This window comes from Kitasatospora sp. NPDC036993 (genome assembly GCF_055607525.1).
Window position 1 is genome coordinate 223659 of the sequence record NZ_JBVJRP010000001.1, and the last position, 26800, is coordinate 250458.

Annotated in this window: 22 protein-coding genes and 1 pseudogene; 6 read left to right on the forward strand and 17 right to left on the reverse strand. The window is 74.2% G+C overall.

From position 1 onward, the window contains the following. Positions 1-50: 50 nt before the first annotated feature. Positions 51-836, forward strand: a complete 786-nt coding sequence (locus ACZ7C5_RS01035; protein WP_317620366.1) for an SLATT domain-containing protein — start codon at positions 51-53, stop codon at positions 834-836. Between the two features lie 64 nt (positions 837-900). Here the strand turns inward: ACZ7C5_RS01035 and ACZ7C5_RS01040 are convergent, their stop codons facing one another. The 3 genes from ACZ7C5_RS01040 to ACZ7C5_RS01050 form a co-directional block, all read right to left on the reverse strand. Next, positions 901-1548 carry a hypothetical protein gene (locus ACZ7C5_RS01040; protein ID WP_188299854.1) on the reverse strand — a complete coding sequence of 216 codons (648 nt, stop codon included), beginning with the start codon at positions 1546-1548 and terminating at the stop codon, positions 901-903. A gap of 117 nt (positions 1549-1665) precedes the next feature. Then, positions 1666-2682, reverse strand: coding sequence for a GntR family transcriptional regulator (locus ACZ7C5_RS01045; protein WP_401080943.1), 1017 nt, complete (start codon positions 2680-2682; stop codon positions 1666-1668). Between the two features lie 160 nt (positions 2683-2842). Beyond that, complete coding sequence (locus tag ACZ7C5_RS01050; protein WP_470321655.1) at positions 2843-3640, reverse strand: carbon-nitrogen family hydrolase; 798 nt, start codon at positions 3638-3640, stop codon at positions 2843-2845. 171 nt (positions 3641-3811) lie between these two features. Here ACZ7C5_RS01050 and ACZ7C5_RS01055 point away from each other — a divergent pair, with 171 nt between their 5' ends. Further along, on the forward strand, positions 3812-4633 hold the full coding sequence (locus tag ACZ7C5_RS01055) for a maleylpyruvate isomerase family mycothiol-dependent enzyme (protein ID WP_470321656.1): 822 nt from the start codon (positions 3812-3814) through the stop codon (positions 4631-4633). 173 nt (positions 4634-4806) lie between these two features. Beyond that, positions 4807-5658 carry a BRO-N domain-containing protein gene (locus tag ACZ7C5_RS01060; RefSeq protein WP_470321657.1) on the forward strand — a complete coding sequence of 284 codons (852 nt, stop codon included), beginning with the start codon at positions 4807-4809 and terminating at the stop codon, positions 5656-5658. A gap of 41 nt (positions 5659-5699) precedes the next feature. On the opposite strand, the gene ACZ7C5_RS01065 is transcribed toward ACZ7C5_RS01060, so the two are convergent. After that, entirely contained in the window at positions 5700-6962 is a 1263-nt protein-coding gene (locus ACZ7C5_RS01065; RefSeq protein ID WP_401080952.1) for an MFS transporter, read from the reverse strand. Positions 6963-7156: 194 nt separating this feature from the next. Further along, entirely contained in the window at positions 7157-8389 is a 1233-nt protein-coding gene (locus tag ACZ7C5_RS01070; protein WP_401080955.1) for a M64 family metallopeptidase, read from the reverse strand. A gap of 454 nt (positions 8390-8843) precedes the next feature. Between ACZ7C5_RS01070 and ACZ7C5_RS01075 the strand changes: the two genes are divergently transcribed. Next, the gene (locus ACZ7C5_RS01075; protein WP_470321658.1) at positions 8844-9830 is read left to right on the forward strand and encodes an LPXTG cell wall anchor domain-containing protein; all 987 of its coding nucleotides are present in this window, start codon (positions 8844-8846) and stop codon (positions 9828-9830) included. A gap of 86 nt (positions 9831-9916) precedes the next feature. On the opposite strand, the gene ACZ7C5_RS01080 is transcribed toward ACZ7C5_RS01075, so the two are convergent. Genes ACZ7C5_RS01080 through pdhA form a run of 3 tightly spaced genes read right to left on the reverse strand, consistent with a single transcriptional unit; the run spans position 9917 to position 13491 of the window. After that, positions 9917-11347, reverse strand: a complete 1431-nt coding sequence (locus tag ACZ7C5_RS01080) for a dihydrolipoamide acetyltransferase family protein (protein ID WP_470321659.1) — start codon at positions 11345-11347, stop codon at positions 9917-9919. Positions 11348-11362: 15 nt separating this feature from the next. Continuing rightward, on the reverse strand, positions 11363-12337 hold the full coding sequence (locus ACZ7C5_RS01085; RefSeq protein ID WP_401080963.1) for an alpha-ketoacid dehydrogenase subunit beta: 975 nt from the start codon (positions 12335-12337) through the stop codon (positions 11363-11365). Beyond that, a complete protein-coding gene (pdhA, locus tag ACZ7C5_RS01090; protein WP_470321660.1) occupies positions 12337-13491 on the reverse strand; it encodes a pyruvate dehydrogenase (acetyl-transferring) E1 component subunit alpha in 1155 nt (384 codons plus the stop codon). The genes ACZ7C5_RS01085 and pdhA overlap by 1 nt, the downstream gene beginning before the upstream one ends. Positions 13492-13917: 426 nt before the next feature. Here pdhA and ACZ7C5_RS01095 point away from each other — a divergent pair, with 426 nt between their 5' ends. Together ACZ7C5_RS01095 and ACZ7C5_RS01100 are read left to right on the forward strand one after the other, a co-directional pair. Then, the gene (locus ACZ7C5_RS01095) at positions 13918-14577 is read left to right on the forward strand and encodes a response regulator (protein ID WP_401080969.1); all 660 of its coding nucleotides are present in this window, start codon (positions 13918-13920) and stop codon (positions 14575-14577) included. A gap of 65 nt (positions 14578-14642) precedes the next feature. Further along, positions 14643-15743, forward strand: coding sequence for a phosphotransferase (locus ACZ7C5_RS01100; RefSeq protein ID WP_401080971.1), 1101 nt, complete (start codon positions 14643-14645; stop codon positions 15741-15743). A 110-nt stretch (positions 15744-15853) separates the two neighbouring features. Here the strand turns inward: ACZ7C5_RS01100 and ACZ7C5_RS01105 are convergent, their stop codons facing one another. The 9 genes and pseudogenes from ACZ7C5_RS01105 to ACZ7C5_RS01145 all read right to left on the reverse strand — a co-directional run bounded on the left by ACZ7C5_RS01105 (position 15854) and on the right by ACZ7C5_RS01145 (position 26712). Then, positions 15854-17608, reverse strand: coding sequence for a protein kinase domain-containing protein (locus tag ACZ7C5_RS01105; RefSeq protein ID WP_401080974.1), 1755 nt, complete (start codon positions 17606-17608; stop codon positions 15854-15856). Between the two features lie 112 nt (positions 17609-17720). After that, a complete protein-coding gene (locus tag ACZ7C5_RS01110) occupies positions 17721-19169 on the reverse strand; it encodes a protein kinase domain-containing protein (protein WP_470321661.1) in 1449 nt (482 codons plus the stop codon). A gap of 308 nt (positions 19170-19477) precedes the next feature. Next, entirely contained in the window at positions 19478-20092 is a 615-nt protein-coding gene (locus ACZ7C5_RS01115) for a bacterial proteasome activator family protein (RefSeq protein ID WP_401080981.1), read from the reverse strand. A 299-nt stretch (positions 20093-20391) separates the two neighbouring features. Next, the gene (locus ACZ7C5_RS01120; protein WP_470321662.1) at positions 20392-21159 is read right to left on the reverse strand and encodes a hypothetical protein; all 768 of its coding nucleotides are present in this window, start codon (positions 21157-21159) and stop codon (positions 20392-20394) included. Positions 21160-21325: 166 nt separating this feature from the next. Beyond that, on the reverse strand, positions 21326-22303 hold the full coding sequence (locus ACZ7C5_RS01125) for an NAD(P)H-quinone oxidoreductase (protein WP_401080986.1): 978 nt from the start codon (positions 22301-22303) through the stop codon (positions 21326-21328). A gap of 41 nt (positions 22304-22344) precedes the next feature. Further along, on the reverse strand, positions 22345-23406 hold the full coding sequence (locus tag ACZ7C5_RS01130; RefSeq protein WP_401080989.1) for a potassium channel family protein: 1062 nt from the start codon (positions 23404-23406) through the stop codon (positions 22345-22347). Between the two features lie 100 nt (positions 23407-23506). Beyond that, positions 23507-24715: a molybdopterin molybdotransferase MoeA gene (locus ACZ7C5_RS01135; protein ID WP_401080992.1), complete on the reverse strand. Its 1209-nt coding sequence runs from the start codon at positions 24713-24715 to the stop codon at positions 23507-23509. Continuing rightward, a pseudogene (locus ACZ7C5_RS01140) lies at positions 24712-25655 on the reverse strand (NTP transferase domain-containing protein). The gene ACZ7C5_RS01135 and the pseudogene ACZ7C5_RS01140 overlap by 4 nt, the downstream one beginning before the upstream one ends. Before the next feature lie 16 nt (positions 25656-25671). Then, complete coding sequence (locus ACZ7C5_RS01145) at positions 25672-26712, reverse strand: MBL fold metallo-hydrolase (protein ID WP_470321663.1); 1041 nt, start codon at positions 26710-26712, stop codon at positions 25672-25674. Positions 26713-26800: the final 88 nt, after the last annotated feature.

Below are 26800 nucleotides of genomic sequence, written 5' to 3' on the forward strand. Positions count from 1 at the left end.
GCCGATGCGCCGACAGACCAGCAGCCCGCCCGCCACAGGGAGCCCCACAGGTGAGCCAGCCGGAAATGCAGCCCGAGGAGAGTGCCTGGGGCAAGGAGATCGGTGAGGAGGACCAGCCCGCCGCAGCCGTCGTCCGACGGGCCTCCACCCGCCGCCGAGCCGATCTGAGCACCCGCCAGTTCCCGCTCGGGGACTGGGGCGAGCCCGCCGAGCGGCTGGAGGAGCTCTACCGCTGGTCGGAGGAGCGGGCGGTCGAGGCGATCGAGTGGTACCGCAGGGACCGGATCTGGAAGCGCCGCTGGGCGCGCCTGCTGCGGTTCGGCGCGGCCGGCTTCGCGGCGGGCGGGGTGATCGTCCCGCTGGTCGGCCTGACCGGCAGGTTCGCGCACGGCACCGACTGGGGCTACGTCGGCTTCGCGCTCTCCGCCGCCTGCCTCGCCACCGACCGGGTCTTCGGCCTCACCTCGGGCTGGATGCGGGACATCTCCACCGGGCAGGCGCTGCAACGCCGTCTGGAGGCCTTCCAGTTCGACTGGGCGTCGGAGTGCGTGCGCGAGGTGCTCGGCCCGACCGAGGGCACCGCGGGCGAGGCCGCCGAGCGCTGCCTGGGCGTGCTGCGCCGGTTCTGCGAGGACGTCTCGGACATGGTCCGCTCCGAGACCTCGGAGTGGATGCTGGAGTTCCGCGCCTCGATGACCCAGCTGCCCACCCAGTCCGCCGGCGCCTGGGGCGGGCGCACCGAGCCCGGGGTGGGCGCCCAGGTGCGGGTGCTGCCGCCGCCGGGCACCCGGCCGACGATGCCGCGCCAGCGGCCGCCGGAGGGGCCGCTGCGGTAGCGCTCAGCGGCCGGGGGCAGGGCCGAGGACCGGCCCTCGGGGCTCGGGGCTCAGGGCTCAGGGCTCAGGCGAAGACGATCATCGAGCCCTGGGTGACGCTCCTGGTCGCCGCCGCGTACAGGCCCGACCAGGCGTGCCGCTCCCTGGCGAAGGGGTGGACGTCGTCGATCGGCGGTCCGAACGGCTGCTCCAGGCCGGTCGGCCCGAGCGGCCGGGTCGGGTCCGGGGGGTTGAGCGGGTCGATGCCCAGCGCCGGTGCGACGGCCTGGAGTTCACGCAGCAGCCCGTGGCTGGAGCCGAGCGGGCCACCGGAGGCGAGCAGCGCGTCGTCCACCAGCGGCACCGCGAACTCGACCGGCACGTACGCGCCGGCGTGGTCGAAGTGCCAGACCAGGTGCGACTGTTCGGCGCTGCTCTCGAACATCTCCAGCAGCTGCTCGTAGTCGCTGCCGAGCGCGTCGACCGGGGTGATGTCCAGACCGGTGAGGCCCAGCAGGTAGGCGCGGCGCAGGAAGTGCAGCGAGTCGTAGTCGAAGGCCGCCATCGGCTCGACCGCACCGCTGATGCCGGGGACGAACCGGTAGACCGGCACCTCGGGCAGCCCGTTCGAGGCCAGCACCGAGTTGTAGAGCGCGAGGTCGTCCCGGAAGGGGTTGTCGGGGCTGTGGCTCAGCACGTCCACCAGCGGGACGAGCCAGAGGTCGCAGGCCATGGCCGGCAGTTCCTCTCCGGACGGCGGGAATCGCCCGCGGAGGCGGGGCGACGACGGGGGCTGGGCCGGTACCAGGACGGCCCTTGCACAGGGCGTCAGGTCCGACGCCCGCCCACCCTACCGGCCCGGTGCCGCGGGCGGACCCGGCCGTCCCCGCGGACCCTCCGGCGGCGGTTCGGCCAGCCGCCGGCCGAACCGGCCGTACGACACCACGCGGGGCTGCGGCACCAGGCCGAGGCCCAGTCCGAGTTCCCGGCCCAGTTCCCGGCCCACCTCGTCGCTGCGGCGGCTCCGCTCGCCGCGGGCCGCACCGGGCTCGGCGGCGGGCTCGGCGGCCGACGCCGGCGGGGCCGGTGACGCGGGCGGCGGCTCGGCCGGCCCCGGCGGCGGCTCCTCCCCGACGAACTCGGTGAGCAGCCCCAGGACGGTCACCGACTCCAGCGGCTGCCCGGCCAGCCCGGCCAGCAGCCGGACGGTGTACAGGTTGTACTCGCAGATGATCCGGTGCGCACCGAGCGGGTCGCGGGCCTCGATCGCCTCGACCAGGTCCGGGTGCCGATCCCAGCACAGCCCGCCCAGCGCGGGCAGCTCCCGCAGGTAGCGCGCGGCGAACATCCAGGACTGCACCCGCAGCCAGTCCAGGTAGTCGGCGATCCGACGGTTGCCGAGCAGCCCGCCGACCTCCTGCCAGAACCGGCGGTCGCAGCCCACCATCACGTCCAGGTTCCCGGCCCTGGCGGCCCGCACCGCCGCGTCCGCCCTGCGGTGCAGCGAGGACAGCCGGCTGAGGTCGGGCAGCGCACGGCGGGTGGCGTACTGGCGGTGGAAGCTGTCGGTGATCAGCACCCGGGACTCGAAGATCTCCAGGAAGTCGTCCCAGCCCAGCTCGGGCACGGTGAAGCCGCGGTGGTGCTCGGCCCGCAGCAGGCCCTGTGCGCCGAGGTCGACCAGGGCCTCGCGGGCCGGGGTCGCCGAGACGCCGTACAGCTCGGCGATCTCCTTGACGGTGAAGTTGCGGCCGGCCGCCAGGCGGCCGGCCATCATCTCCTCTCGCAGCGCGCCGGCGATCTGCTCGCGCAGGCTGTTGCGTTGGATGACGGGGCGGGGGGTGTCGCCTGCGCCGTTGCCAGGCATGGGCGCGACCTCCTCGGGCGGCCTACCGTGCCGGCCCTCCTACGGGCCGGCGGGGAACACGACGAGTGCTCATCTTCTCAAACCCGACCGGCCCAGGTACGAACCAACCCTCCCGGAACGCCCTCCGCCGCGTCCCGGCCCGCTCCCGCCCCGCTCCGGCTCAGCGCTGGACCGGCGCCGGAATCCCCAGCAGGCGGTCCCGCAGCACCGGGAACTCCTCGCGCGCCTTGGCCACCTCGGCGGGGTCGAACTCGACCGTCAGGACCTCCTCGCCGGCCCCCGCCTCGGCCAGTACCCGGCCCCACGGGTCCACCACGAGGCTGTACCCGGCCTGCTCGACCCCGGCGTGCGTCCCGGCCGTGTTGCAGCCCAGCACGAAGCACTGCTCCTCCACCGCCCGGGCCCTGGCCAGCAGCGTCCAGTGCTCGCGCCGCCTGGCCGGCCAGGCCGACGGGACCACCAGCAGCTGCGAGCCGGCGTCCAGCAGCGCCCGGAACAGCTCGGGGAAGCGCAGGTCGTAGCAGGTGGCCAGGCCCAGCGTGGCGAAGTCGGTGGGCGCGGTGACGATCTCCTGCCCGGCGCCCATCACCACCGCCTCGCCGGTGTCGAAGCCGAAGCGGTGGATCTTGCGGTAGGTGTGCACCAGCTCGCCGTCCGGGGAGAACAGCAGCGAGGTGTTGTAGATCGGCCCGTCCGGGTCGCGCTCGACGATCGAACCGGCGTGCAGCCAGACCCCGGCGGCCCTGGCGGCGGCCGACATCGCGTCCGAGGTGGGCCCGTCCAGCGTCTCCGCGCCGTCCGACCAGAGGTCGTAGGCGAAGCCGCCGAGCGGCCACAGCTCGGGGAGCACCACCAGATCGGCGTCCTGCTGGGCCCGTACCAGGGCCGCCGCCCGAGCCCTCCGCTCGGCGGGCGGCTCCGCGTCGGAGACCGCGAGTTGGATCAATGAAGCGCGCACAGTACCACCGTCCAAGGCAAGAGACCTACGATCGTCACCCGAAAGCGCTGCCCAGCTGTCTCCCGGCAGCGTAACGTGCGGTTAGCGTGTGCGCCCGGAAGCCGGACCAACCCGGCCGGCGGTACGGCGGGCACAGGCGGCAAGGAAGCTGACGGAGGGCCGGAGATTCCCGTGACGGACAACCAGACCGTGCAGGCTTACACCGAGGCGTGGACCCAGAGCATCGAGTCCATATCGGAGCTGGTGACCCCCCTTCCCGAGGGCTCCTGGAACCGGGCCACCGAGTGCCCCGGCTGGTCCGTCCGGGACGTCGTCTCGCACGTCATCGCGGTCGAGTCCGACCTGCTCGGCGACCCCCGCCCGATCCACTCGCTGCCGCGTGACCTCCGTCACGTGACCACCGAGTTCGCCCGCTACATCGAACTGCCCGTCGACAAGCGCCGCTGCCACACCGCGCTGGAGATGACCAGCGAGCTGGAGTACACGGTCATCCGCCGCTCCCGGGCGCTGCGGAACGCCAAGCAGACGCCCGACGAGCCGGTGCGCTGGCCGGCCGGGCCGCTGGCCAGGGACGTCCCGTACCACGAGCTGCTGCGGATGCGGGCCTTCGACGTCTGGGTGCACGAGCAGGACCTGCGCCGGGCCCTGGACGCCCCCGGCAACCTGGACGCCCCGGCCGCCCTGATCACCCGGGACGTGCTGCTGGAGCTGCTGCCCAAGGCCGTCGCCAACAAGGCCGGAGTCCCGGCCGGGACGTCCCTGGTGCTGGACGTCACCGGCCCGGTGGAGTTCCTGCGCACCACCCGGGTGGACGCCGCCGGCCACTGCACCGTGGACGAGTCGATCAGCCTGGCTCCCGACGTCCAGCTCACCATGGGCTGGGAGACGTACCTGCGGCTCGCCTGCGGCCGCGGCCGCCCGGGCCCGGTGTCCGTCGAGGGCGACCGGGAACTGGCCGAGCGGGTGCTGGCCAACTTCTCGGTCACCATCTGATCCGACGCTCTCCGAGCCGACCGGCGCGCACCACCCGGCGCACCCGCACCGGTGCGCGCCGGGTGGTTCCACCTGCGCATCCGTACGTCAATCCGACACCAGTCACCTCACCCGTTCGGCCTCGTTGTTCCGGGCAGTCCAGTCATCACCCGGAAGAAGGAGAGGCGGTCCCGATGGACGACGAGCGGGAGCAGCGGGAACAGATGGTGCTGGTGCGGTCGAGCTTCCCGGTCACGGGGCAGCCGATCCGCGTGGTGACGATCGACGGGGAGCCGTGGTTCGTCACGGCGGACGTGTGCGCGGTGCTCGGCCGGATCAACCCGAGCCGAATCCGCCAGGTGGTCGGCGAGAGCCAGACCCGGGTCGTCAACTCGCGCCTCATTACCCTTCCTTCAAGGAAGGGTAATGACGATTCCGCAGGTCAGAAACCGTACGAGCGCGGTAACCCACATCTGGGCGTGGTCAGCGAAGCCGGGCTCTACATGATGATCATGCGGTCGAGGAAGCCCGGTGCCCGGCCCTTCCAGGAGTGGGGCACCCGCGACCTCCTGCCCTCCGTCCGCCGCGGGGACACCGATGTCCCGGTCCAGCAGCGGCGGATGGCCGAGACCCTGTCCGAGGCGATCGGCCGGCAGGTGCGGATCGTCGCGGAGATCGACCACGAGGACTGGCCCGGCCTGACCGTCCGCTCGGACGGGACGGTGCACTGCCGGCACGGCGAGATGGTCCTCCACCTGCCGGGCCGGGAGGAGGACAGCGGACCGCCGTTCGGCGCGTACTTCGCCTGCCCGGGCGGGGAGCGGGTCGGCATCAGGGGCAGCCGGATCGTCCCGGGCTGCCCGAAGCTGAGGCTGGTGGACCTGATCCGCCTGCGGCGCGAGGCCCGGCCCGCCCCCGCCACTGCCACTGCCCCCGGCACCGGGCCCGCGCCCGACCACGGGCCGATGCACGCGGAGCTGCACGGTGCCCGGCTCTTCGGGACACCGGTGCAGATGGCCGCGTTCATGCGGGCGTACCGCTGCTGACGTCCCGCTCGGCGGGGCCCGGGGATTCCGCCGGCCGGAGGCTACGACCCCGTCGCCACGAGCTTCCGCCGCAGCCGCAGGATCATCAGCGTCCCCACCGCCAGCGGGACGTACTGCCAGCAGAACGCCCAGCGGAAGGCGTCGGCGGAGTACGACCCGGCGCCGTCCGGGGAGAGCGCGTCCAGCAGGACGCCGATGCCGAACAGGGTGATCATCGTGCCGATGAAGCCGCCCATGTTGACGATCCCGGAGGCGGTGCCGAGCCGCTCCACGGGGTTCCGGGAGCGCGCGTAGTCCAGGCCGACCAGCGAGGCCGGGCCGTTGCTGCCCATCACCACGATGATCCCGACCAGCAGCCAGGCCGGCGGGTGGCCGCCGGGCCAGGCCAGCACCAGTGCCCAGCCGAGCGCGGTGGCCGCGATGACGGTCAGCACGATCGGCATCCGGGCCCGCGCCGTGGCGGAGAGCAGCCGGCCGAAGACGAAGCCGAAGGTCATGGTGCTGAGCACCAGGACGGTCAGCAGCCCGCCGGCCCCGGCCCTGGACATGCCCTGTGCCTCCACCAGGTAGGGCAGGCCCCAGAGCAGGCCGAAGGCGTTGCCGGGGAACTGGGTGGTGAAGTGGATCCAGAGCCCGAGCCTGGTGCCCGGCTCCCGCCAGCAGTCGAGGACCTGGCGGCCGACCTTCGGCCGCTGCCGGGCCGCCTCCGGCCGCGCCGGGGCCTCCTGCGGGGGCGCGTCCCTGAGGAGGAGCGCGACCGGTGCGAACACCACCGCGCCCAGCAGCGCGATCGCGGTGAACGTCGCCGTCCAGCCCTCGCTGTGCAGCGCCCTGGCGAGCACCACGGTGGTGACCAGGTTGCCGCCCATCCCGGCCAGGCCGGTCAGCTGGGCCACGAACGGGTTCCTGGCCGCCGGGAACCAGCGGGCGGCGATCCGCAGCACGCTGATGAAGGTCATCGCGTCGCCGCAGCCGAGCACCGCGCGGGAGGCCAGCGCCGGGCCGAACGAGGAGCTGAACGCGAAGGCCAGCTGGCCGGCGCTCAGCAGCAGGACGCCGAGCAGCAGCACCCGGCGCGGCCCGAACCGGTCGACCAGCAGGCCGACCGGGATCTGCATGGCCGCGTAGACCAGCACCTGGAGGATCGAGAAGGTGGAGAGCGCCGAGGCGCCGATGCCGAAGCGGTCGGCGGCGTCCAGTCCCGCCACGCCGAGGCTGGTGCGGTGGATGACGGCCAGGATGTAGACGCTGACGCCGACGGACCAGGCCAGCCAGGCCGCGCGACCACCGGGCGGCCCGGGCACGGGCGCCGGCGCGGAGACCGCCGGGGAGACCGTCGGGGCAGCCGCCGGAGGTCCGACGGTGGATCGGGGAGCGGGGACGGACGGGGACGGGGCTGAACGAGTGGGCTCCACGGTCATAGTCCGACCAGATTAGTCATCCCATGATTGGACGCCCGGCTCCGGGGGTGGAATCCGGCCCCCGGCCGGCCGGCCCCTCAGCCGGTCAGCGTCCAGGACACCGAGCGGGTCATGTAGCGCTCCCTGAACACCTCGTCCCGCACCCAGTCGGTGGTGTCCCGGACGGTCGCGGTCACGGTGGCCGTCCGGCCGGGGGCGAGCTCCAGCCCCGCGGTGTCCAGCCAGGAGCCGTCGGAGGACTGCGGCGTCACCGGGACGCCGTCCACCTTCCACTCCACCCTGAGCTGCCGCTGGCCGGTCAGCGGCAGCGGCCTGACGTCCAGCCGCGGCCGCCCCGCCACCTCGCCCGGGGCCGGCACCGGGGCGTCGGTCGGCCGGACCTTGCGGTACAGCTCCTCGACGAGCGCCTCGCGCGACGGGAGGTTGTACGTGCTGCCCAGGGTGCGCATCACCGAGTCCGGGGTGGGCCGGTAGAGGCCGTTGGCGCCGCGGTACGCCCCGACCACGCCGGCCCCGTCCGGGGACTCGACGCCCAGCCAGCGCCACCACTTGGTCTGCTTCCTGCGCATGTCGTCGGCGTTGAGGGTGGCGAGGTTCGGGTAGTCGGCGTCCTCGGGGGCGCTGTCGTACTCGTCGCCGAGGTCCCCCAGGGTGTGCCCGATCTCGTGCTGGATGATCCGCCCGGCGTCCGGGCTGCCGCCCGACAGGGTGGTCACCCCGGTGCCGCCGGCGCCGCCGTACTCGGTGGAGTTGGCCAGCGCGATCAGGTACTGCGGACCGGCGCCGTCCCCCGCGTACCGGGCGGTGGCGGCCTCGTCGGCGCAGAGCAGCCGGGCGGTGCCCTCGCACCAGAAGTGCATGCCGAGCGGGGTGGCGGTCCTGCGGCCGTGGCTCTCGGACTCGGCGATCCCGGAGACCGGGGAGGCCACCTCGACCCGCCTGATGTTGAAGAAGCCCTGGTAGGTGCGGAAGGGCTCGATGTCCATCAGCGCGTGCCAGGCCCGGTCGGCCTGCTGCCGGAACAGGTCCTGCTCGCCGGCCGTGTAGCCGTCGCCGAGCAGCACCAGGGTGATCCGGTTGGCCGGGTCCCCGGTGCGGCGTATGTCGACGGTCGGGGCGGTCGCGGGTATCCGCTGGTCGGCGTGGAGGGCCGTGTGCGGTGGCACCGCCCGGTCGGCCGGGGCTCCCGGCCCGATCACGCCGAACGGCGACGGGCCGGCCAGTTCCAGGGCGGCCGGGAGGGCGGCGGCCGACACCAGCACGAGTGCGGCCAGACTCCGGACGAGACGGCCAGGGTTGCCAGGCGCCATGCGGGTGCGTCCTCGGGGCTCCGGTCACCCGGCGTCGCCCGGGTGGTGGAGCGGAGACGTACCCGGGCGCGGGTGGCTCCCCTATCCGGCCGCGAAAAAGTCACCGACCTGGCCGAACGATCAGAACCCTCCCGATCATGCGAGTCATACCAACTACTCCCCCGGACGCCCTCCCCCGAGGCCTCCGATCGCCCCGTCGACAGCCCGTGGAAAGCCCGCCGCGGGCCCGCCGGAAACCCGCCGGAGGCCCGCCGGAAACCCGCCGGAGGCCCGTCGGAAAGTCGCGGGAAAAAATCCGAAACCCGTCTGCAACCCCCTGCGGGGATACGCGTCTATACGGATGAAGGCACGGAGAGCGAGACCGGCGGAGCCGGGGGGCGCTTCCGCTCGGGAAGAGCGGGGCCGGTCGTCTTCACCCACACACCGTCAGACCATGACCCTGGGGAGTCACGTCATGCGCATGCCCGTTATCACCCGTTTTGCGAGGAACGACCGCCCGTTCTCCGGCCGCCGCCGCCTTGCCGCCCTCGCCGCCACCGTCGTCCTCGCCGGCGGCGTCCAGCTCCTCGCCACCGACACCGCCTGGGCCTGCGGAGCCCCGGACGACGCTCCGGTCACCGCCCCCGCGAAGCCGTCCGCCCCGGACCAGCAGGACAGGTCCGTCGAGCTGCACGGCCAGGGCGCCAGCACCACGTTCCTCAAGACCCCGGCCACGATCGGCGTCGGCGGCCCCAAGGTGGAGTTCGAGGTCCAGATCTTCAACGGGACCGGTGCCGACTACCACCGGGTCGTCCCTGGCATCGCGTTCTTCAACCCGCACGGGCCCACCCCGAAGGCCTCGCAGGTCACCGCCGAGGTCATGGCGCACGGCGCGTGGCAGCGCGTGCCGCTGCGGCCGGGCTGCGACCCGGCGATCAGCGGCAGCGTCCCGTCCGCGGGCGGGCCGCTCGCCGACGGCCACGCCGTCCGCTACCGCTTCCGGGTCGGACTCTCCTCCGACGTGGCCAAGGACGTCGACGGGCTCCAGGTCATCGCCTCGCCGAGCAGCGGCCGGGGCGCGATCACCGAGGTCAAGGTGGTGCACCCGAAGGCCGCTGCGACGCCGACCACCCTGGCCAAGCCCAAGCCGACGCCCACCAAGGACGCCAAGGACGCGAAGGGCACCACCGGCACCACCGGCGCCAAGGACACCAAGCCGGCCGCCGACCGGACCACGACGGCCGCCCCGACCGCCGCTCCGACCGCCGCGCCGGCCGCCCCCAAGGCGCCCGCCGCCACCCCGACCGCCGCTCCCGCCACCACGGCGCCCGCCGGCACCCCCGAGCTGGCCCAGACCGGTTCCTCGTCCACCAACACCTTCCTCGCCCTCACCTCCGCCGCGTTCCTCGCCCTCGGCGCCGGCGTCCTGATCGCCGTCCGTCGACTGCGTCCCCAGCGTTAGTCGAACGGGCGGTCACACCGAAGGGGCCCTCCTCCGCACGGCGGTGCGGAGGAGGGCCCCTTCTCGGGTTTCCGGCGCTACGGCCGTCAGCCCCAGGTGATCAGGCGCTTCGGGCGCTCCAGCAGGGCAGCCACGTCGGCCAGCACCTTGGAGCCCAGCTCCCCGTCCACCAGGCGGTGGTCGAAGGAGAGCGCGAGGGTGGTCACCTGACGCGGGACCACCTTGCCCTTGTGCACCCACGGCAGTTCCCTGACCGCGCCGAAGGCCAGGATGGCGGCCTCGCCCGGGTTGAGGATCGGGGTGCCGGTGTCGACGCCGAAGACGCCGACGTTGGTGATGGTGACCGTCCCGCCCTGCATGTCGGCCGGCGAGGTCTTGCCCTGGCGGGCGGTCTCGACCAGCTCGCCGAGCGAAGTGGCGAGCCCCGCGAGGGTCTTGGACCCGGCGTCCTTGATGTTCGGGACGATCAGGCCGCGCGGGGTGGCCGCGGCGATGCCGAGGTTCACCTGGCCCTTGAGGACGATCTCCTGGGCCGCCTCGTCCCACTGCGCGTTGATCCCGGGGTGCCGCTTGATCGCGGTGAGCAGCGCCTTGGCGACGATCAGCAGCGGGCTGACCCGGACGTCCCGGCCCAGCTCGCCGCTCTCCTTGAGCCGGCGGACGAACTTCATCGTGCGGGTCACGTCGACCTGCACGAACTCGGTGACGTGCGGGGCGGTGAAGGCCGAGGCCACCATCGCCTGCGCCGTCGCCTTGCGGACGCCCTTGATCGGCACCCGGACGTCGCCCGCGGCGGACACCCCCGGCGGCGCCAGGACCGGCTCGGCCACGGGGGCCACGGCGGCCTCGGCCACCGGGGCGGCCGGAGCCGCCAGGGCGGCGGCGTGGGCGTGCACGTCCTCGCGGGTGATCACGCCGTCCCGGCCGGTCGGGGTGACCGCGCGCAGGTCGACGCCGAGGTCCTTGGCCAGCTTGCGCACCGGGGGCTTGGCCAACGGGCGCTCCCCGCCGGGCACTTCCGCCACCGGCGCCGGGGCGGCCGGAGCCACCGGGGCGACCGGAGCGGGCGCGGCCGGAGCCTGCTTGGTCGCGGTGACCTTGGTGGTGGTGGTCCGCCGTGCCCGGCGCTGGGCGGTGCCGGTGCGCGGGCCGTACCCGACCAGCACCTCGCGCCGCTCGGGCTCGGGCTCGGCCGACTCGGCCGGGGCCTCCGGCGCCGGAGCCGCCACGGGAGCGGCCGGAGCCGCGGCCCCCGCCTCCCCGGCGACCGCGACGGAGATGATCACGGTGCCGACGTCGACCGTCACACCCTCGGGGAAGTGCAGCTTCTCGACCACCCCGTTGAACGGGATGGGCAGCTCCACCGCCGCCTTGGCGGTCTCCACCTCGCAGACGACCTGCCCGTCGGTGACGGTGTCACCGGGCTTGACGAACCAGCTGAGGATCTCGGCCTCGGTGAGGCCCTCGCCCACATCGGGCATCTTGAACTCGCGGAGCGAGCGAACTTCGGTGGTCATCTTCGCTCCCCCGGATCAGTACGCGAACGCGCGGTCGACGGCGTCGAGCACGCGGTCCAGGTCGGGCAGGAACGCCTCCTCGACCCGGGACGGCGGGTACGGCGCGAAGTAGCCGCCGACCCGCAGGACCGGTGCTTCCAGGTGGTAGAAGCACTTCTCGGTGAGCCGGGCGGCCAGTTCGGCGCCCATGCCCAGGAAGACCGGTGCCTCGTGCACCACGATCGCCCGGCCGGTGCGCCTGACCGAATCCTCCAGGGTGGCGAAGTCCACCGGGGAGAGCGAGCGCAGGTCGATCACCTCCAGCCGGCGGCCGTCCTCCGCGGCGGCCGCGGCGGCCTCCAGGCAGACCTTGACCATCGGACCGTACGCGAGCAGCGTCGCGTCGGTGCCCGGCCGGACGATCCGGGCGTCGTGCAGGCCCAGGTCGGCGGCGTCGCCGACCTCGCCCTTGTCCCAGTAACGGCGCTTGGGCTCCAGGAAGATGACCGGGTCGTCGGACTCGATCGACTGCCGCAGCATCCAGTGCGCGTCGTGCGCGCTGGCCGGGCTGACCACGCGCAGACCGGCGGTGTGCGCGAAGTACGCCTCGTGCGACTCGCTGTGGTGCTCGACCGCGCCGATGCCACCCGCGTAGGGGATGCGCACGGTGACCGGCAGCTTGACGTGGCCCAGCGCGCGGGCGTGCATCTTGGCCAGCTGGGAGACGATCTGGTCGAAGGCCGGGTAGACGAAGCCGTCGAACTGGATCTCCACGACGGGGCGGTAGCCGCGCAGCGCCAGGCCGATCGCGGTGCCCACGATGCCGGACTCGGCGAGCGGGGTGTCGATCACCCGGTCCTCGCCGAAGTCCTTCTGGAGGCCGTCGGTGATCCGGAAGACGCCACCGAGCTTGCCGATGTCCTCTCCCATCAGGAGGGTCTTCGGGTCGTTCTCCAGCGACTTGCGCAGCGCTCCGTTCAGCGCCTTGGCGATGCTCAGCTGACCGGCCATCAGTGGTTCTCCCCCGCCTCGAAGGAGGCCGCGTACTCGACGTACTCGGCCCGTTCCTCATCGACCAGCGTGTGCGGCTCGCTGTACACGTGGTCGAAGATCAGGGTCGGGTCCGGATCCGGCATGCCGCGCACGCCCTCGCGCACCCGCAGCCCCAGCTGCTCGCTCTCGGCGTCGACGGCGGCGAAGAACTCCTCGTCGGCCAGGCCCTCCTTCTCCAGGTGGACCCGGAGCCGGGTGATCGGGTCCTTGGCCTTCCAGGCCTCGGTCTCCTCGGCGTGCCGGTAGCGGGTGGGGTCGTCGGAGGTGGTGTGGGCGCCCATCCGGTAGGTGAACGCCTCGATCAGCACCGGGCCGTTGCCGCTGCGGGCGTGGTCGAGCGCCCAGCGGGTGACCGCCAGGCAGGCCAGCACGTCGTTGCCGTCGACCCGGACGCCCGGGAAGCCGAAGCCGGAGGCGCGGCGGTACAGCGGGATCTTGGTCTGGGTGGTGGTGGGCTCGGAGATCGCCCACTGGTTGTTCTGGCAGAAGAACACCACCGGCGAGTTGTAGACCGAGGCGAAGGTGAAGGCCTCGTTGACGTCGCCCTGGCTGGAGGCGCCGTCGCCGAAGTACGCGATCACCGCGTCGTCGGCGCCGTCCTTGGTGATGCCCATCGCGTAACCGGTGGCGTGCAGCGCCTGCGAGCCGATCACGATGGTGTACAGGTGGAAGTTCTTCTCGTTCGGGTCCCAGCCGCCGTGGTTCACGCCGCGGAACATGCCGAGCAGGTTCAGCGGGTCGACGTCGCGGCACCAGGCGACGCCGTGCTCGCGGTACGTGGGGAACGCGTAGTCGCCGGGGCGCATGGCGCGGCCGGAGCCGACCTGGGCGGCCTCCTGGCCGAGCAGCGAGGCCCACAGGCCCAGCTCGCCCTGGCGCTGGAGCGCGGTGGCCTCACCGTCGAACCGGCGCACCAGCACCAGGTCGCGGTAGAGCGCGCGCAGCTCCTCGGGAGTGGTGGTGAGAGGGTAGTCCGGGTGCTCGACCCGCTCGCCTTCCGGCGTGAGCAACTGGACGAGCTCCGGCTGGGCTTCCTTGCCCTTGGCACGGAGGGTGTCAGGGACGCCGGGGGCCGCCTTCTTGCGAGCCCTCGCCGTGCTTTTGACGGTCACGTTCACTCCTCGGTCTGTCCGGCCGCCCGGGGTCGCCGGTGACCGGTCCGGTCACCGCCTCGCGGGGCGCGCGTGGGTGTGCGCACCCACTACGGGGCGGGTGGTGATCCTGTTCCGACGGCGTCCCTCACGAGAACGTTACCCAGCGTCCGCCCTCGACGCGCTTGCGCTAGGACGTCCTACTTGTTCAGGGTCTACAACCCCGAGGGTGCCGCGTTCGGCTCGCCGTCGGAAGGGTGGGGGTGACGGCCGGCGTGACGCAGCTCTCAATTCGAGCGCCTTCAGGACACCAGCGCACGTTATCCGGGCAGACGCCCGTACGTAAGGGGGTTCCGGGTATCTGTTTCGGACAGCTCTGGCCGGATCGCGTCTTAGGGGAGGTCCGGGCGATAGGTCTTTCGTACGGTGATATGGGAGGCTTTGAGCGTGACTGAAAACGGACATATCAGGGTGTTCCTGCTCGATGACCACGAGGTCGTCCGGCGGGGCGTGCACGATCTGCTCTCGGTCGAGGACGACATCGAGGTGGTCGGCGAGGCCGGAACGGCCGCCGAGGCGCTCACCCGGATCCCGGCGGTCCACCCGGACGTCGCGGTGCTCGACGTCCGGCTGCCGGACGGCAACGGGGTCGAGGTCTGCCGCGAGATCCGCTCCAGGCTGCCGGAGCTCAAGTGCCTGATGCTGACCTCGTTCTCGGACGACGAGGCGCTGTTCGACTCGATCATGGCCGGTGCCTCCGGCTACGTGCTGAAGGCGATCCGCGGCACCGACCTGATCACCGCCGTCCGGGACGTCGCGGCCGGCCGCTCACTGCTCGACCCCGTCGCCACCAGCCGGGTGCTCGCCCGGCTGCGCGACGGCGGCGAGAAGGAGGACGAGCGGCTCGCCCAACTCACCAAGCAGGAGCGGCGGATCCTCGATCTGATCGGCGAAGGTATGACAAATCGTCAGATCGGCAACGAGTTGCACCTGGCCGAGAAGACGGTGAAGAACTACGTCTCCAGTCTGCTCGCCAAGATGGGCATGGAGCGGCGCACCCAGGCGGCCGCCTTCGTGGCACGGCACCAGGCCGACCACCAGTACTGATCCGACAACGGCACAGAACTGACGGCTTGTCAAGGGCCCCCGTCAGGGGGCCCTACCCTCTGGCTGTGACTTTCAGCCAGACCCTCGCCTGCGCCCCGGCCCGCCCCGACCTCTCCGCACCGCCGATGGGGACCCTCAGTCCGCCCGTCCCGCACACCGCGCTCGCCGAGGTACTGGCCCGCTACCGGGTAGGCCGGCTGCTGACCGCGGAACCGGTCTCCGAGGGCCTGCTGAACCGGGGCTACCTGGTCACCACCGAGGCCGGTCCGTACTTCCTGAAGTGCTACGTCGACTCCGCCACCGCCAGCCGTCCGAAGATCGTCGCCCACCACCGCGCGATGGCCGCGCTGGACACCCTCGGACTGCCCGTCGCACCCCCGCTGGCCTGCGCCGGACGGTCCGCCACGGTGGCCGCCCTGGACGGCCGGCTGTTCGCCCTGTTCCCCTGGGTCGACGGCAGGCACCGGCACGGCGGCGAGCTCGATCCGTCGGAGTGCGACGCGCTCGGCGCGCTGCTCGGCCTGCTGCACGGCGCACTTGACGACGTCTGCGCCCCCTTCGAGCAACCCTCCGGATACCAGAGCGCGGACCCCGTCGACAGCGCCGGAATCGCCCGCGACCTGCGGCGCCGCGCCCAGGAGCACCACCCCTCCGGGGAGTTGGACACGCTGGTGGTGCAACGGCTCACGGAACGGCTGGAACTGCTCGCCGAGTACGCCCACCGCCGCCCCGTCCCGGAGGCCGCACCGCCCACCGGCTGGACCCACGGCGACTTCCACGGCCTCAACCTGCTGTACGGCGGCGGCCCGCGGGGCGGCCCGGTGACGGCCGTCCTGGACTGGGACAAGCTCGGCCGGCAGCCCCGCGCCGAGGAGGCGGTCAGGGCCGCCACGCTGCTCTTCAACGACCGGTCGTCCGGCGTCCTCGACCTGGTCAGGGTCCGCCGCTACTCACAGGCCTACCGGGCCTCCGGCGTCGCCACCGCCGAGCACCTGGCCGCCGCCGTCCACCGGGTCTGGTGGGAGCGGCTGAACGACTTCTGGATGCTTCAGTGGCGCTACCAGCGGGCCGACCACCGGGCCGACCCGCTCTACTCCGCCTCCGCGGGCCAGCTGGCGTGGTGGTGCCAGGAGTACGAGCAGGTCCTGGACGCCTTCGCCAACTGACCGCGCCGGCCGACCGGCCGAAGCCGCTCGGCCCCGCCGGCCCGTCCGGCCCGTGGTCCTGCCGGCCGGCGATTCCCACCGGCCGACAGGGTCCGGACGGGGCGCACCGGTCAGTCGGTCGGGGCCGACGGGTTCGTCTTGGGCGGCGGCGTGTTGTTGCCGCCACCGCCGCCGGACGCGGGCGGCGTCGTGCTGTTGCCACCGCCGCCGGACGCGGGCGGCGTCGTCGCCCCGCCGGTCGAGGGCGCCGACGCGGTCCCCGTCGCCGAGTGGGTGGGCGTCGGGGTCGGCGTCGGGGTCGGCGTGTGCTTGCTCGAACTCGGCGACGGCGACATGTTGTTGCCGCTGTTGCCGGTGTTGGTGTTCCCGCTGTTGTTGCCGGTGTTGTTGCCCGGCTCGACCGGCTGCTGCGGCTTCTTGCTGCTGGAGGTCGGGGCCGACGACGTCGGCTGGCCGCTCTGGGTCGGCGTGGTCGGCTCCACACTGGTGGCCGCCGGGGGCTGCGGCGGGGGCACCGTGGGGTCGTTCCTGACGCCGTCACCGCCACCGCCGAGCGCGAACGCGATGCCCGCACCCGCCGCGACCAGCACGGCGACCGCGCCGGCCACCCAGGCCCACGGCCCGCGCCGCTTGCCGGGTCCTTCGCCGTCCTCGCCCGCGCCGCCACCGCCGTACGGGCCGCCGGCCGCCGGGTAGGGCGAGGAGGGGGTGTGCGGGCCGCCCGTCGGGTACGGCAGCACGGAGGTCTGGTCGCCCGGGCGCACCGCGCCGAAGGCCGCGGTGGCCGCGGTCTGGTCCGGCCGGAGCACCTGGGTCGCGCCGGTGTCGCCGGCGGTCGCGCCGACCCAGCCGGTCCCGGCCGCGCCGTGCATCTCGCGCAGCGCGTGCTGGAGGTGGGCTCGGAACTCGTCGGCGTCCTGGAAGCGGTCGTCCGGGTTCTTGGCGAGCGAGCGCAGCACCAGCGGGTCGAGCCCGGCCGGGACCCGGCCGTTGGCCTGCGAGGGCGGCATCGGCGGGTCCTGGACGTGCTGGTAGACCACCGAGAGCGGGGTGTCGCCGGTGAACGGCGGACGCAGCGTGAGCAGCTCGTAGAGCATGCAGCCGGCCGCGTACAGGTCGGAGCGGTGGTCGACCGGCTTGCCGAGCGCCTGCTCGGGCGAGAGGTACTGCGGGGTGCCCATGACCATGCCGGTCTGGGTCATCGTGGTGGCCCCGCCGGTCAGCGCCCGGGCGATGCCGAAGTCCATCACCTTGACCGCGCCGGCGTTGGTGATGCTCACGTTGGCGGGCTTGATGTCGCGGTGGACGATGCCGCTGCGGTGGCTGTAGGCGAGCGCCTCCAGCACCCCGGCGATGATGATCAGCGCCTGGTCGACCGGCGGCGCCTCCTCGTCGGCCAGCAGCTCGCGGACGGTCCGGCCGTCGACCAGCTCCATCACGATGTACGGCGTGGACTCGTCCCCGGCGTACTCCTCGCCGGTGTCGTAGACCGAGACGATCGAGTGGTGGTTGAGCGCCGCGACGGCGTGTGCCTCGCGGGTGAAGCGCAGCCGGGCGACGTCGTCCTGGGCCAGTTCGCCGCGCAGCAGCTTGACCGCGACGGTGCGGCCGAGCCGCACGTCCTCGGCGGCGAACACCTCGGCCATGCCGCCGCGCCCGAGCCGGTGGGTCAGCCGGTAGCGGCCGTCGCCGACGGTGCTCAGCGGCACGGCCGTGCCGCGGCCCGGGGTCGCCGGGCCGCCCGCGACCGGCGGCAGCAGCGAGGTCGCGGGCTCGCTGCCGGGCTCGGGAATCCTCGGGATCCCGCCGGTCCTGCCGGCCGCTCGGGCACCCGCGTCGTCGTCCGGCTGATGCGTCTGTGCCATCGCTCCTCGCCCCGGGCGTTCGCTCGGATCGCGGTGCCCTGTCGCTTACGTGTCCCCGAACGCTACCGCTTCCGGCGGACGGACGTGGTACCCCCGAACCGGTCGGAAACCGTCAGAGCAGGCCATACCGGTCGGCCGGGACGTCGGCGACCAGCACGGCGGCGGGACGCTCCGCGTGCCCGACCTTGCCGCCGTTCTTCTCGGTCGCCTTGTTGACCACGATCGCGATGATGATGCCCGCGAGCACCAGCACGCCGACGATGATCCCGATCACGACCACGGCCGTCGAGCAGCCGCCGCCGCTGGGCGCCTTCGGCTGCTGGTACGGCGGCATCGGCTGCGGGGGCGGGGTGTGCGCCTGCGGCTGCCCTCCCTGCTGGAGGAACTGCGGGTGCGGCGTCTGCGGGGCCTGCGGCCGCGGCGTCTGGTAGGCGGGCGGCGGCGTCTGGTACTGCGGCTGCCCTCCCTGCTGGAGGAACTGCGGGTGCGGCGTCTGCGGGGCCTGCGGCCGCGGCGTCTGGTAGGCGGGCGGCGGCGTCTGGTACTGCGGCTGCCCCCCTTGCTGGAGGAACTGCGGGTGCGGCGTCTGCGGGGCCTGCGGAGCGGCGTGCACCGAGCGCGGGCCCTCGTTGATCACCAGCGGGGTGCTGGCCTCCAGCTTGTGCCCGCCGGCGCCGCCCTTGGCGGCCGCGATCAGCCGCTCCGCCTCGTCGCGCATCGCCGCCGCGCTCTGGAACCGGTGCGCCGGGTCCTTGCGCAGCGCCTGGGCGACGAAGGCGTCCACCGCGGGGGTGATCGAGCGGTTGAGGCCGGACGGGGCCGGCGGCTCCTCCTGGACGTGCTTGTAGGCGATCGAGAACGCCGAGTCGCCGTCGAAGACCAGTTGCCCGGTGACCATCTCGAAGAGCATCACGCCGACCGAGTACAGGTCGGAGCGGGCGTCCACCGGCTTGCCGAGCGCCTGCTCGGGCGAGAGGTACTGCGGGGTGCCGACCACCATGCCGGTCTGGGTCATCGACGTGACGCCGGACTCCAGCGCCCGGGCGATGCCGAAGTCCATGACCTTGACGTTGCCCTTGCGGTCGAACATGACGTTGCCGGGCTTGATGTCGCGGTGCACCAGGCCCATGTCGTGCGAGGCCTCCAGCGCGTTCAGCACGCCGACGATGACCCGCAGGGCCTCCTCGGCGGGCATCGCGCCGTACTGGCCGATCGCCTCGTTGATCACCTCGCGCAGGCCCTTGCCGTCGATCAGCTGCATGACGATGTACGGGGTGCTGGAGCCGTCCGGGGCGACGTCCTCGCCGCTGTCGTACACCGTGACGATGTTGGGGTGTTCCAGCCGGGCCACGGCCTGGGCCTCGCGGCGGAACCGCTCCTTGAACGAGTCGTCCCGGCCCAGCTCGCTGTGCATGCTCTTCAGCGCGACCTGCCGGTCCAGCACGCGGTCGTGGGCGAGGTGCACGGAGGCCATGCCGCCCTCGCCCAGCAGCCGCTGCAGCACATAGCGGCCGTTGCCCAGGGAGAAGCCTTCGACCGCCGCGTTGCCGTGCTCGCTCATGGTCCTCTGCTCCCCCTCGGCGCGGCCGTGCTTGCCGCAACCTGACGTTCGGTCTCGTCCGTGCGTGGTGGGCCCGGCCCGCTGGCCTGGCGGACCCCTGCCGCGGCGTTCCACCGGCCTGCGACAGGGGTCAGGGTATCGGCTCGCGCCGACGGCGAGCGGTTCAGGGCCGCCGCCGGTCCTGGACCGACGGCCCCCGCCGCCCGCGCCGCGTTCCGGGGCGGATCGTCGTGGTGCGTCCGGTCCGGCCGTGGGCCGGCCGGACCGGACGCACCTACCGGCGGGTACCGGCGGTGGCGGTCACCGGCCTACAGGTAGGGACCGGAGCGGATGCCGCGGCCCTGGCCGGGCTCGTCCTCGTCCGGCTCGCCGCCGTGCAGCCCGGGCGGCAGGGCCCGACGCATCTGCTCAAGCTGGGCCCGCGCCGCCATCTGCTGCGCGAACAGGGCGGTCTGGATGCCGTGGAACAGGCCCTCCAGCCAGCCGACCAGCTGGGCCTGGGCGATCCGGAGCTCGGCCTCGGTCGGGATGGTGTCGTTGGTGAAGGGCAGCGACAGCCGCTCCAGCTCGGCGACCAGCTCCGGTGCCAGCCCCAGTTCGAGCTCCTTGATGGAGCTCGCGTGGATGTCCTTCAGCCGGGCCCGGCTCGCCTCGTCGAGAGGCGCCGCCCTGACCTCCTCCAGCAGCTGCTTGATCATGCTGCCGATGCGCATGACCTTGGCGGGCTGCTCGACCATCTCGGTCACCGGGAGCTCACGCGGCACGTCGCCCTCGTCGTCCCCGCCTCCCGCCGCGCCGGCGAACCCCTGGCCCACGGGCAGCCCGTCCGGTCCGACGATCAGCACCTTCTGGCCGTCGTGCGACTGCCCGCCGGCGGCCCGGAAGGGCTCCTGCGACGGGCGCTCGTTCATCGGATTCGTCATGAACAACATTCTCTCTCACTGGGGTTGGTCGGGCGGAAACCCCCGGTCGTCCCGCCGCCTGCGACACCCGTGACGAAGGTACGCCCCCTGACGCCGCACGGGTATCCGTACGGATACTCAGTTCCCGCACCCCGCCGACCGCCGGATGCCGCCCGCCAGGCACCCGGCCGCCCGGCCCCGGCCCGGGCGTGCCGTACCCGGAACCTGCCCGGGACCGGCACCGGATCTCCGCACCTATCTCTCCGCACCGATCTCTCCGCACCGGGCCGGAGCCCCGCCGGGGCGGCCGCTCCGGTGCCTCAGCCCTTGCGCAGCCGCAGACCGACCAGCCCCAGGCCGCAGCCGATCAGGCCCAGGCCGGCGCCCAGCGGGAGCTGGGTGGTGGAGGCGTCCCGCCAGCGGGCGGGGAAGATCGCGGGCACCGCGGCGGCGGCCGCGACGGGCTGTCCGACGACCGCGGCGGCGGTGTCCGGTGCGGCCCGGTCCGGTGCGGCGGCGTCGCCGGGGGCCCCGGCGTCCGCGGTGTCCCCGTCGGGCTCCCGCTGTTCGGCCTCGACGCCCTGTTCCCTGGCCTGCTCCGACGCCCGGTCGGGGGCCTGCTCCACGGCCTGCTCGGGGGCCTGGTCGAAGGCCTGCTCCGGAACCTGGTCCGCGGCCTGGTCCACGACCTGGTCCGCGGTCTGGTCCGGAGCCTGTTCCACGGCGGCGTCGGACTGTTCGGGCAGCGAGGCCGGATGGTGCCGGTGGGCCCTCGGGAAGTCCTCGTCCGGGTGCGGATGCGGCGCCGGCCGCCGTGGCGGCGCGGGCCTCGGGGCGGCCGACGCCAGGGCGGGGCCGGCCTCGGCCACCGGTCCCGCACTCGCCCCCGCCGGCGGGAACGGCACCGGGAACGACGCCGACGGCGAGGGCATCGCCACCGCCGCCGAGGCGGCCAGCGGGAGCGCGAGCCCCAGCGCGGCCGCCGCGAACAGCCGCCGGCCACGGCTGGGGAACGAGCGACGAGGGGTACGACGGTGGTGCGGCGCCACGGGCAGCGGCCCGAGGGGTGCGTGCGGTGATGCGGCCACGGTCGGAGTCCTTCCGACGGCCGACGGCGCTCGGCGGCGGGGTCGGCGGCGGGACTGCTCCGGACCAGACTCGCACGCCCCGACCGCCGCGGCACTTCGGCCGGTCCGCGCCCCTCCGCATCCCTCCGGCGCCGCCACCCGCCGCCCGCCGCCGGATCCCCCGGCCTCAGGCCCGCAGCACGACCTTCCCGACCTGCTCGCCGCGCTCCAGCACCCGGTGCGCCTCGGCCACCTCGGCCAGCGGCAGCACCCGGTCCACCACCGGCTTCACCACGCCGGACTCGACCAGCGGCCACACGTGCTCCCGCACCGCCGCCACGATCGCCGCCTTCTCGGCCAGCGGCCGCCCGCGCAGGTTGGTGGCGATCACCGCGGCGCGCTTGCGCAGCAGCGCGCCGAGGTCGAGTTCGCCCTTCACCCCGCCCTGGAGCCCGATGATCACCAGCCGCCCGTTGACCGCCAGCGCGTCCACGTTCCGCTGGAGGTACTTGGCGCCCATGATGTCCAGGACCACGTCCGCCCCGGCCCCGCCGGTGGCCTCCCGGAGCGCCTCGACGAAGTCCTGCTCCCGGTAGTCGATCAGGATGTCGGCGCCCAGCTCGGCGCAGCGCGCCAGCTTCTCGCGGCTGCCGGCGGTGACCGCGACCCGTGCGCCGACCGCCTTGGCCAGCTGGATCGCCATCGTCCCGATCCCGCTCGCGCCGCCGTGCAGCAGCACCGTCTCGCCGGGCCGCAGGTGCGCGGTGAGGAAGACGTTGGACCACACCGTGCAGGCCACCTCGGGCAGTGCCGCGGCCTGCTCGGCGGAGAGCCCGGCCGGCAGCGGCAGCAGCTGTCCGGTCGGCACCGCGACCAGCTCGGCGTAGCCGCCGCCGGCCAGCAGCGCGCACACCTCGTCGCCGACCGCCCAGCCGGCCACCCCGGGCCCGAGTGCGACGATCCGCCCGGCGCACTCCAGCCCCGGGTAGGGCGAGGCGCCGGGCGGCGGGTTGTAGGAGCCCTGCCGCTGGAGCAGGTCGGCGCGGTTGACGGCGGTGGCCGCCACCTCGACCAGGACCTCGCCCTCGCCGGGCACCGGCTCGGGCACCTCGGCCCAGACCAGTGCCTCGGGACCGCCGGGTACGGGAATCGTCATCGCATGCATGCCCCGAACCTACTGCGGCCCCGGCCGTTCCACGGCGCGGCTCAGCCGGTCGGCGTGACCGCGCTGGACTTGATGACGATCACCCGGTCGGTGAGCTGGAGCACCGCGGCCTCCGGCTCGGTGTAGTTGAGCACCCGTCGGCCCCGGACCACCGCGACCACCAGGTCCGCGCACGCGCGCGGGCTGTTCCCGGCTTCGGCCCTGGTGACCGGCCGCTCCACCACGTCCAGCCCGTTGCCGTACGTCAGCAGGTCCTCCATCACCGCCCCGGCGTGCGGGCTGAGCATCGACAGCCCGAGCAGCCGCCCGGCCGAACTGGAGCTGGTGACCACGACGTCGGCACCGCTCTGCCGCAGCAGCGGCGCGTTCTCGTCCTCCCGGACGGCGGCGACCACGGTGGCGGCCTTGTTCAGCTGGCGCGCCGTCAGCGTGATCAGCACCGCGGTGTCGTCCCGCTCCGGCGCGACCACCACCCGCGCGGCGTTGGGCAGCGCGGCGCGCATCAGGGTGTCGGTGCGGGTGGCGTCGCCGACCACGCCGACCAGGCCGTGCTGGGCCGCCTGGTCAATCACCTTGCGCTGCGGGTCGACGACGACGATCTCCTCCTTCTTCACCCCCTGCCCGAGCAGGGTGTCGACGGCGCTGCGGCCCTTCGTCCCGTAGCCGATGACGACGGTGTGCTCGCGCACGGTGGACCTCCAGCGGTTCAACCGCCATTGCAGGCGGGTCCGTTCGGTGAGCACCTCCAGGGTGGTACCGACCAGGATGATCAGGAACACCACGCGCAGCGGGGTGATCACGAAGATGTTGGTGATCCGGGCGCTGTCGCTGAACGGGGTGATGTCGCCGTACCCGGTGGTGGAGAGCGTCACGGTGGCGTAGTACGCCGCGTCCAGGAAGCTGAGCCCGCCGCCGGCGTTGTCGTTGTAGCCGGCCCGGTCGAAGTAGACGATGAACGTCGTGGCGACCAGGACGCCGAGCGCCAGCAGCAGTCGGGAGCCGACCTGCCGGACGGCGGGGTCGGCCCGCCGGGCGGGCAGCACGATCCCGGCGTCGGCCCAGGGCTCCGTCCCCGGGGCCAGGTTGCGTCGCAGGCGGCTCATGCGACCGCCTCGCTCCGCCGGGCGGCGGCTTCGCCGGACGCGCTCCTCTTGACGGTTCTCCCACGGCCTCCGGCCGGGGGCATCCCCGTGCTTCGCCCGCTCACGGCACCTCCAGCAGTTCGACCGTCTCGCCCGCCGCCGCCCCGCCGGGCGGCACCACGGCCAGCGCCTCGGCCCTGGCGAGCCCGCGCAGCATCGCGGGCCCGTCGAAGGCCAGCGGCAGGACTCCGCCCGCGGTCCGCCGGACCGGCTGGAGCCGGGTGTCCGTCCGGTGCCCCGGCAGCGCGGCCGCGGCGGTCGCGAGGGCGGGGGCGCCGACGGTCCGCCCGCCGCGGGCGTGCAGCAGCGGCAGGGCGAGGGTGACCATTGCGGCGACGGCGGCCAGCGGGTTGCCCGGCAGGCCCACCAGATGGCGGCCGCCGGGGAGTTCGGCCAGCACCATGGGGTGCCCCGGCCGGACGGCGACGCCGTCCACCAGCAGCCGGCCGCCGGCCTCGCCGAGGGCCCGGTGCAGGAAGTCGACCGGCCCGGCGGCCGTCCCGCCGGTGGTGACCACCAGATCGGCGGTGCGGTGCCGCAGCGCGTCCCCGAGCAGCCCGAAGTCGTCCCGGACGTACCGGACCTCGGCGGGCTCGGCGCCGGCGGCCCGCAGCCAGGGCGGCAGCAGCGGCCCCAGCGCGTCCCGGACCAGGCCGGGGCCGGGCACCCCGCAGGTGAGCAACTCGTCGCCCAGGACGAGCAGCTGGACCTCGGGACGGCGGTGGACCGAAAGCCGGTCGTGGCCGCAGGCGGCGGCCAGGCCGAGCACGGCAGGACCGACCCTGGTACCGGAGGGCAGCAACTCCTCGCCCCGGCGGCACTCCTGGCCGCGCGGGCGGACGTCCTGTCCCGTGGTCAGCGGCTGCGGGCCCCGGTCGTGCAGCAGCGCGCCGTCCGTCCGCCCGTGCTCCCGCCGCAGTACGGCGGTGGCACCGGGCGGCAGTTGGGCGCCGGTGGCGATCTCCACGGCGGTGCCGTCGGCCAGCGGCGCCGGCTCGGCCAGGCCGGCCAGGACCCGGCCGGCGACCCGCCACGGTCCCGGACCGGCGACCGCCCAGCCGTCCATCGCGGAGGTGTCGAAGGCGGGCAGGTCGGTCAGCGCGCCGAGCGGCTCGGCGAGGGTGCGGCCGAGCGCCTCGGCCAGCGGGACGCCGACCCCGGGCAGCGGGCGCAGTCCGGCCCGGCGCGCGGTCTCGCGGGCGCGGGGCCAGCTCAGTGTTCCGGGTCGGGTGGGCGGCGCGGCCACGGTGGTCCGTCCGGCCGCGCTCACGACTCGTCCGGCCGGGCCGCGGGGCTCCACCCCTCGGCGAGGGCCTCGGTCCGTCGGGCCGCCTCGGCGACGGCCCGCGCGCCGCCGCCCTGCTGGGCGGCCGCGTAGCCGATCAGGAAGGCGGTCAGCGGCGCGGCCGGCCTGGCCACTCCGTGCGCGACCACCCGGGCCACGTCGAGCAGACCACGGACGTCCACGTCCAGGTCGATGCCCAGGTCGGCCTTGACCTCGGCGATCCAGTCATCCAGCGTGCGCTCCATGCGCCCATGCTGCCCGATCGGTGGTTTCCCCGAGGTGTTCGCCCCGTGTGCGGGGCGCGTCGTTTCGCTCACACCGGGGTGACGGTGTCGGTGAGGGGTCACTGCCGGTCGCGCTCGCGGGCCTGCTCCAGGTCCTCCCAGGTGTCGCAGTCGTAGGCGACGTTGCCGGTGTCGGCCACCCGCAGCCTGGTCAGTCCGCCGACGAGCCGGCGCAGCGGCCGGCCGGCCGGGTCGCCGAGGGCGGCCAGTGCGGCGCGCAGCGGGGCGGTGCGGTAGGCGGCGGTGAGCGGCTGGTCGCGTCCGCCCGCGTCGACCAGCACCGCGGCGTCCACGGCCGGCCCGGCCGCGTCGAGGGCGGTGACCAGCCGTTCCACCGTCCGCCGGTCCAGGAAGGGCAGGTCGGCGGCGAGCAGCAGCACGGTGTCGGCGGTGACCAGGCCGAGCCCGGCGGCGACGGCGGCGACCGGCCCGCCGCCGGGCGGCCGCTCCCTGGTCCAGTGGACGCCGCCGCGCGCCGTCGGGCGGGCCGGGCCGACCACGACGGCGGTGCGGGCGCCCGCGCAGGCGGCGAGCACCCGGTCGAGCAGGGTGGTCTCGCCCACCGTCAGGCCGGGTTTGTCGGCGCCGCCGAGGCGCCGGGCGGCCCCGCCCGCCGGGACGATCGCGTCGTACGGCGTCATGCGGCCAGTATCCGCCCTACTCCTCCGCGGGCTCCGGGGCCTCCGGGGCCTCCGGGGCCTCCGGGGCCTCCACAGCCTCCCGGTCCTCGGGCCCGGCGACGGCCTCGGCCTCGACGGCGGCCGCGGCCGCGCGGGCGGTGTTGGCCGCCGCGCCCAGCTCCAGGAAGGACGGCAGGGTCAGCTCCCCGTACCGCTCGCTCATCGCCGTGACCAGTGCCTCCGGGTCGTCCGGGTGCTCGGCCAGCAGCCGGTCGAAGTCCTGGAGGTACTCACCGGTGAAGGCCAGCACCCTGGCGGCGTCGTCGCCCTGGTCCGGCGCCCGGTGGCCGGCGATCACCCGGTCCACGCCGAGGTCGGCGATCCGGCCGAGGTTGTGCCCCCAGGTGGTGCGCTGGGCCGGGGTGGTGTCGGCGGTCCAGACGTGGGTGCCGTTGTGGACGAAGTCCCCGGCGATCACGGTGCGGACGCTCGGCACGTGGACGACCGTGGAGTCCCCGCAGTCGGCCTGGCCGAGCAGCAGGACCGGGATCACCTGGCGGTCCAGCATCAGCGGCTGCGGCAGCAGCGGGGCGGGGATCAGCGGGTGGTCCGGGATGTCGTCGCCGTACACCGGCTTCCACTGCGCGACCTTGGCGGCGACGGTGCGGCGGATGCCCTCGACCACGGCCGGGGCGGCCAGCAGCTGCGCGTCCGGGAAGAGCCGCAGCACCTCCTCGGCGCCGAAGTAGTGGTCCGGGTGCTGGTGGGTGACCACGACGGCGAGCAGGCGTCTGCCCTTGCCCGCGACCCACTCGGCCAGCTCGCGCCCGGCGCTGCGGGTCAGCTGGGCGTCGACCAGGATCGCGGTCCGCTCGCCGAGGATCAGTGCGGAGGTGGCGAAGAAGGCCGACTCGGGGCCGGTGAAGACGGCGACCTCCAGCGGCCTGGCCGGCTGCCCCGGCTCCGGCGGCACGGCGGCGGGCACGGCACCGGCTGTCCCGACGGGCCCGCCGGACCCGGCCTGCTGGGCCCGGGCACGCTCCGCGCCGGGGCTCTCCTCGGGCGGGGACGACGTCACGGGCTGCTCCCTCTGGTCGGCGGTCGGATGTCCTGCGCCCTACAGCATGGGAGTACCGGCGGCCGATTGCGCGGAAGGCGCGCCCGGC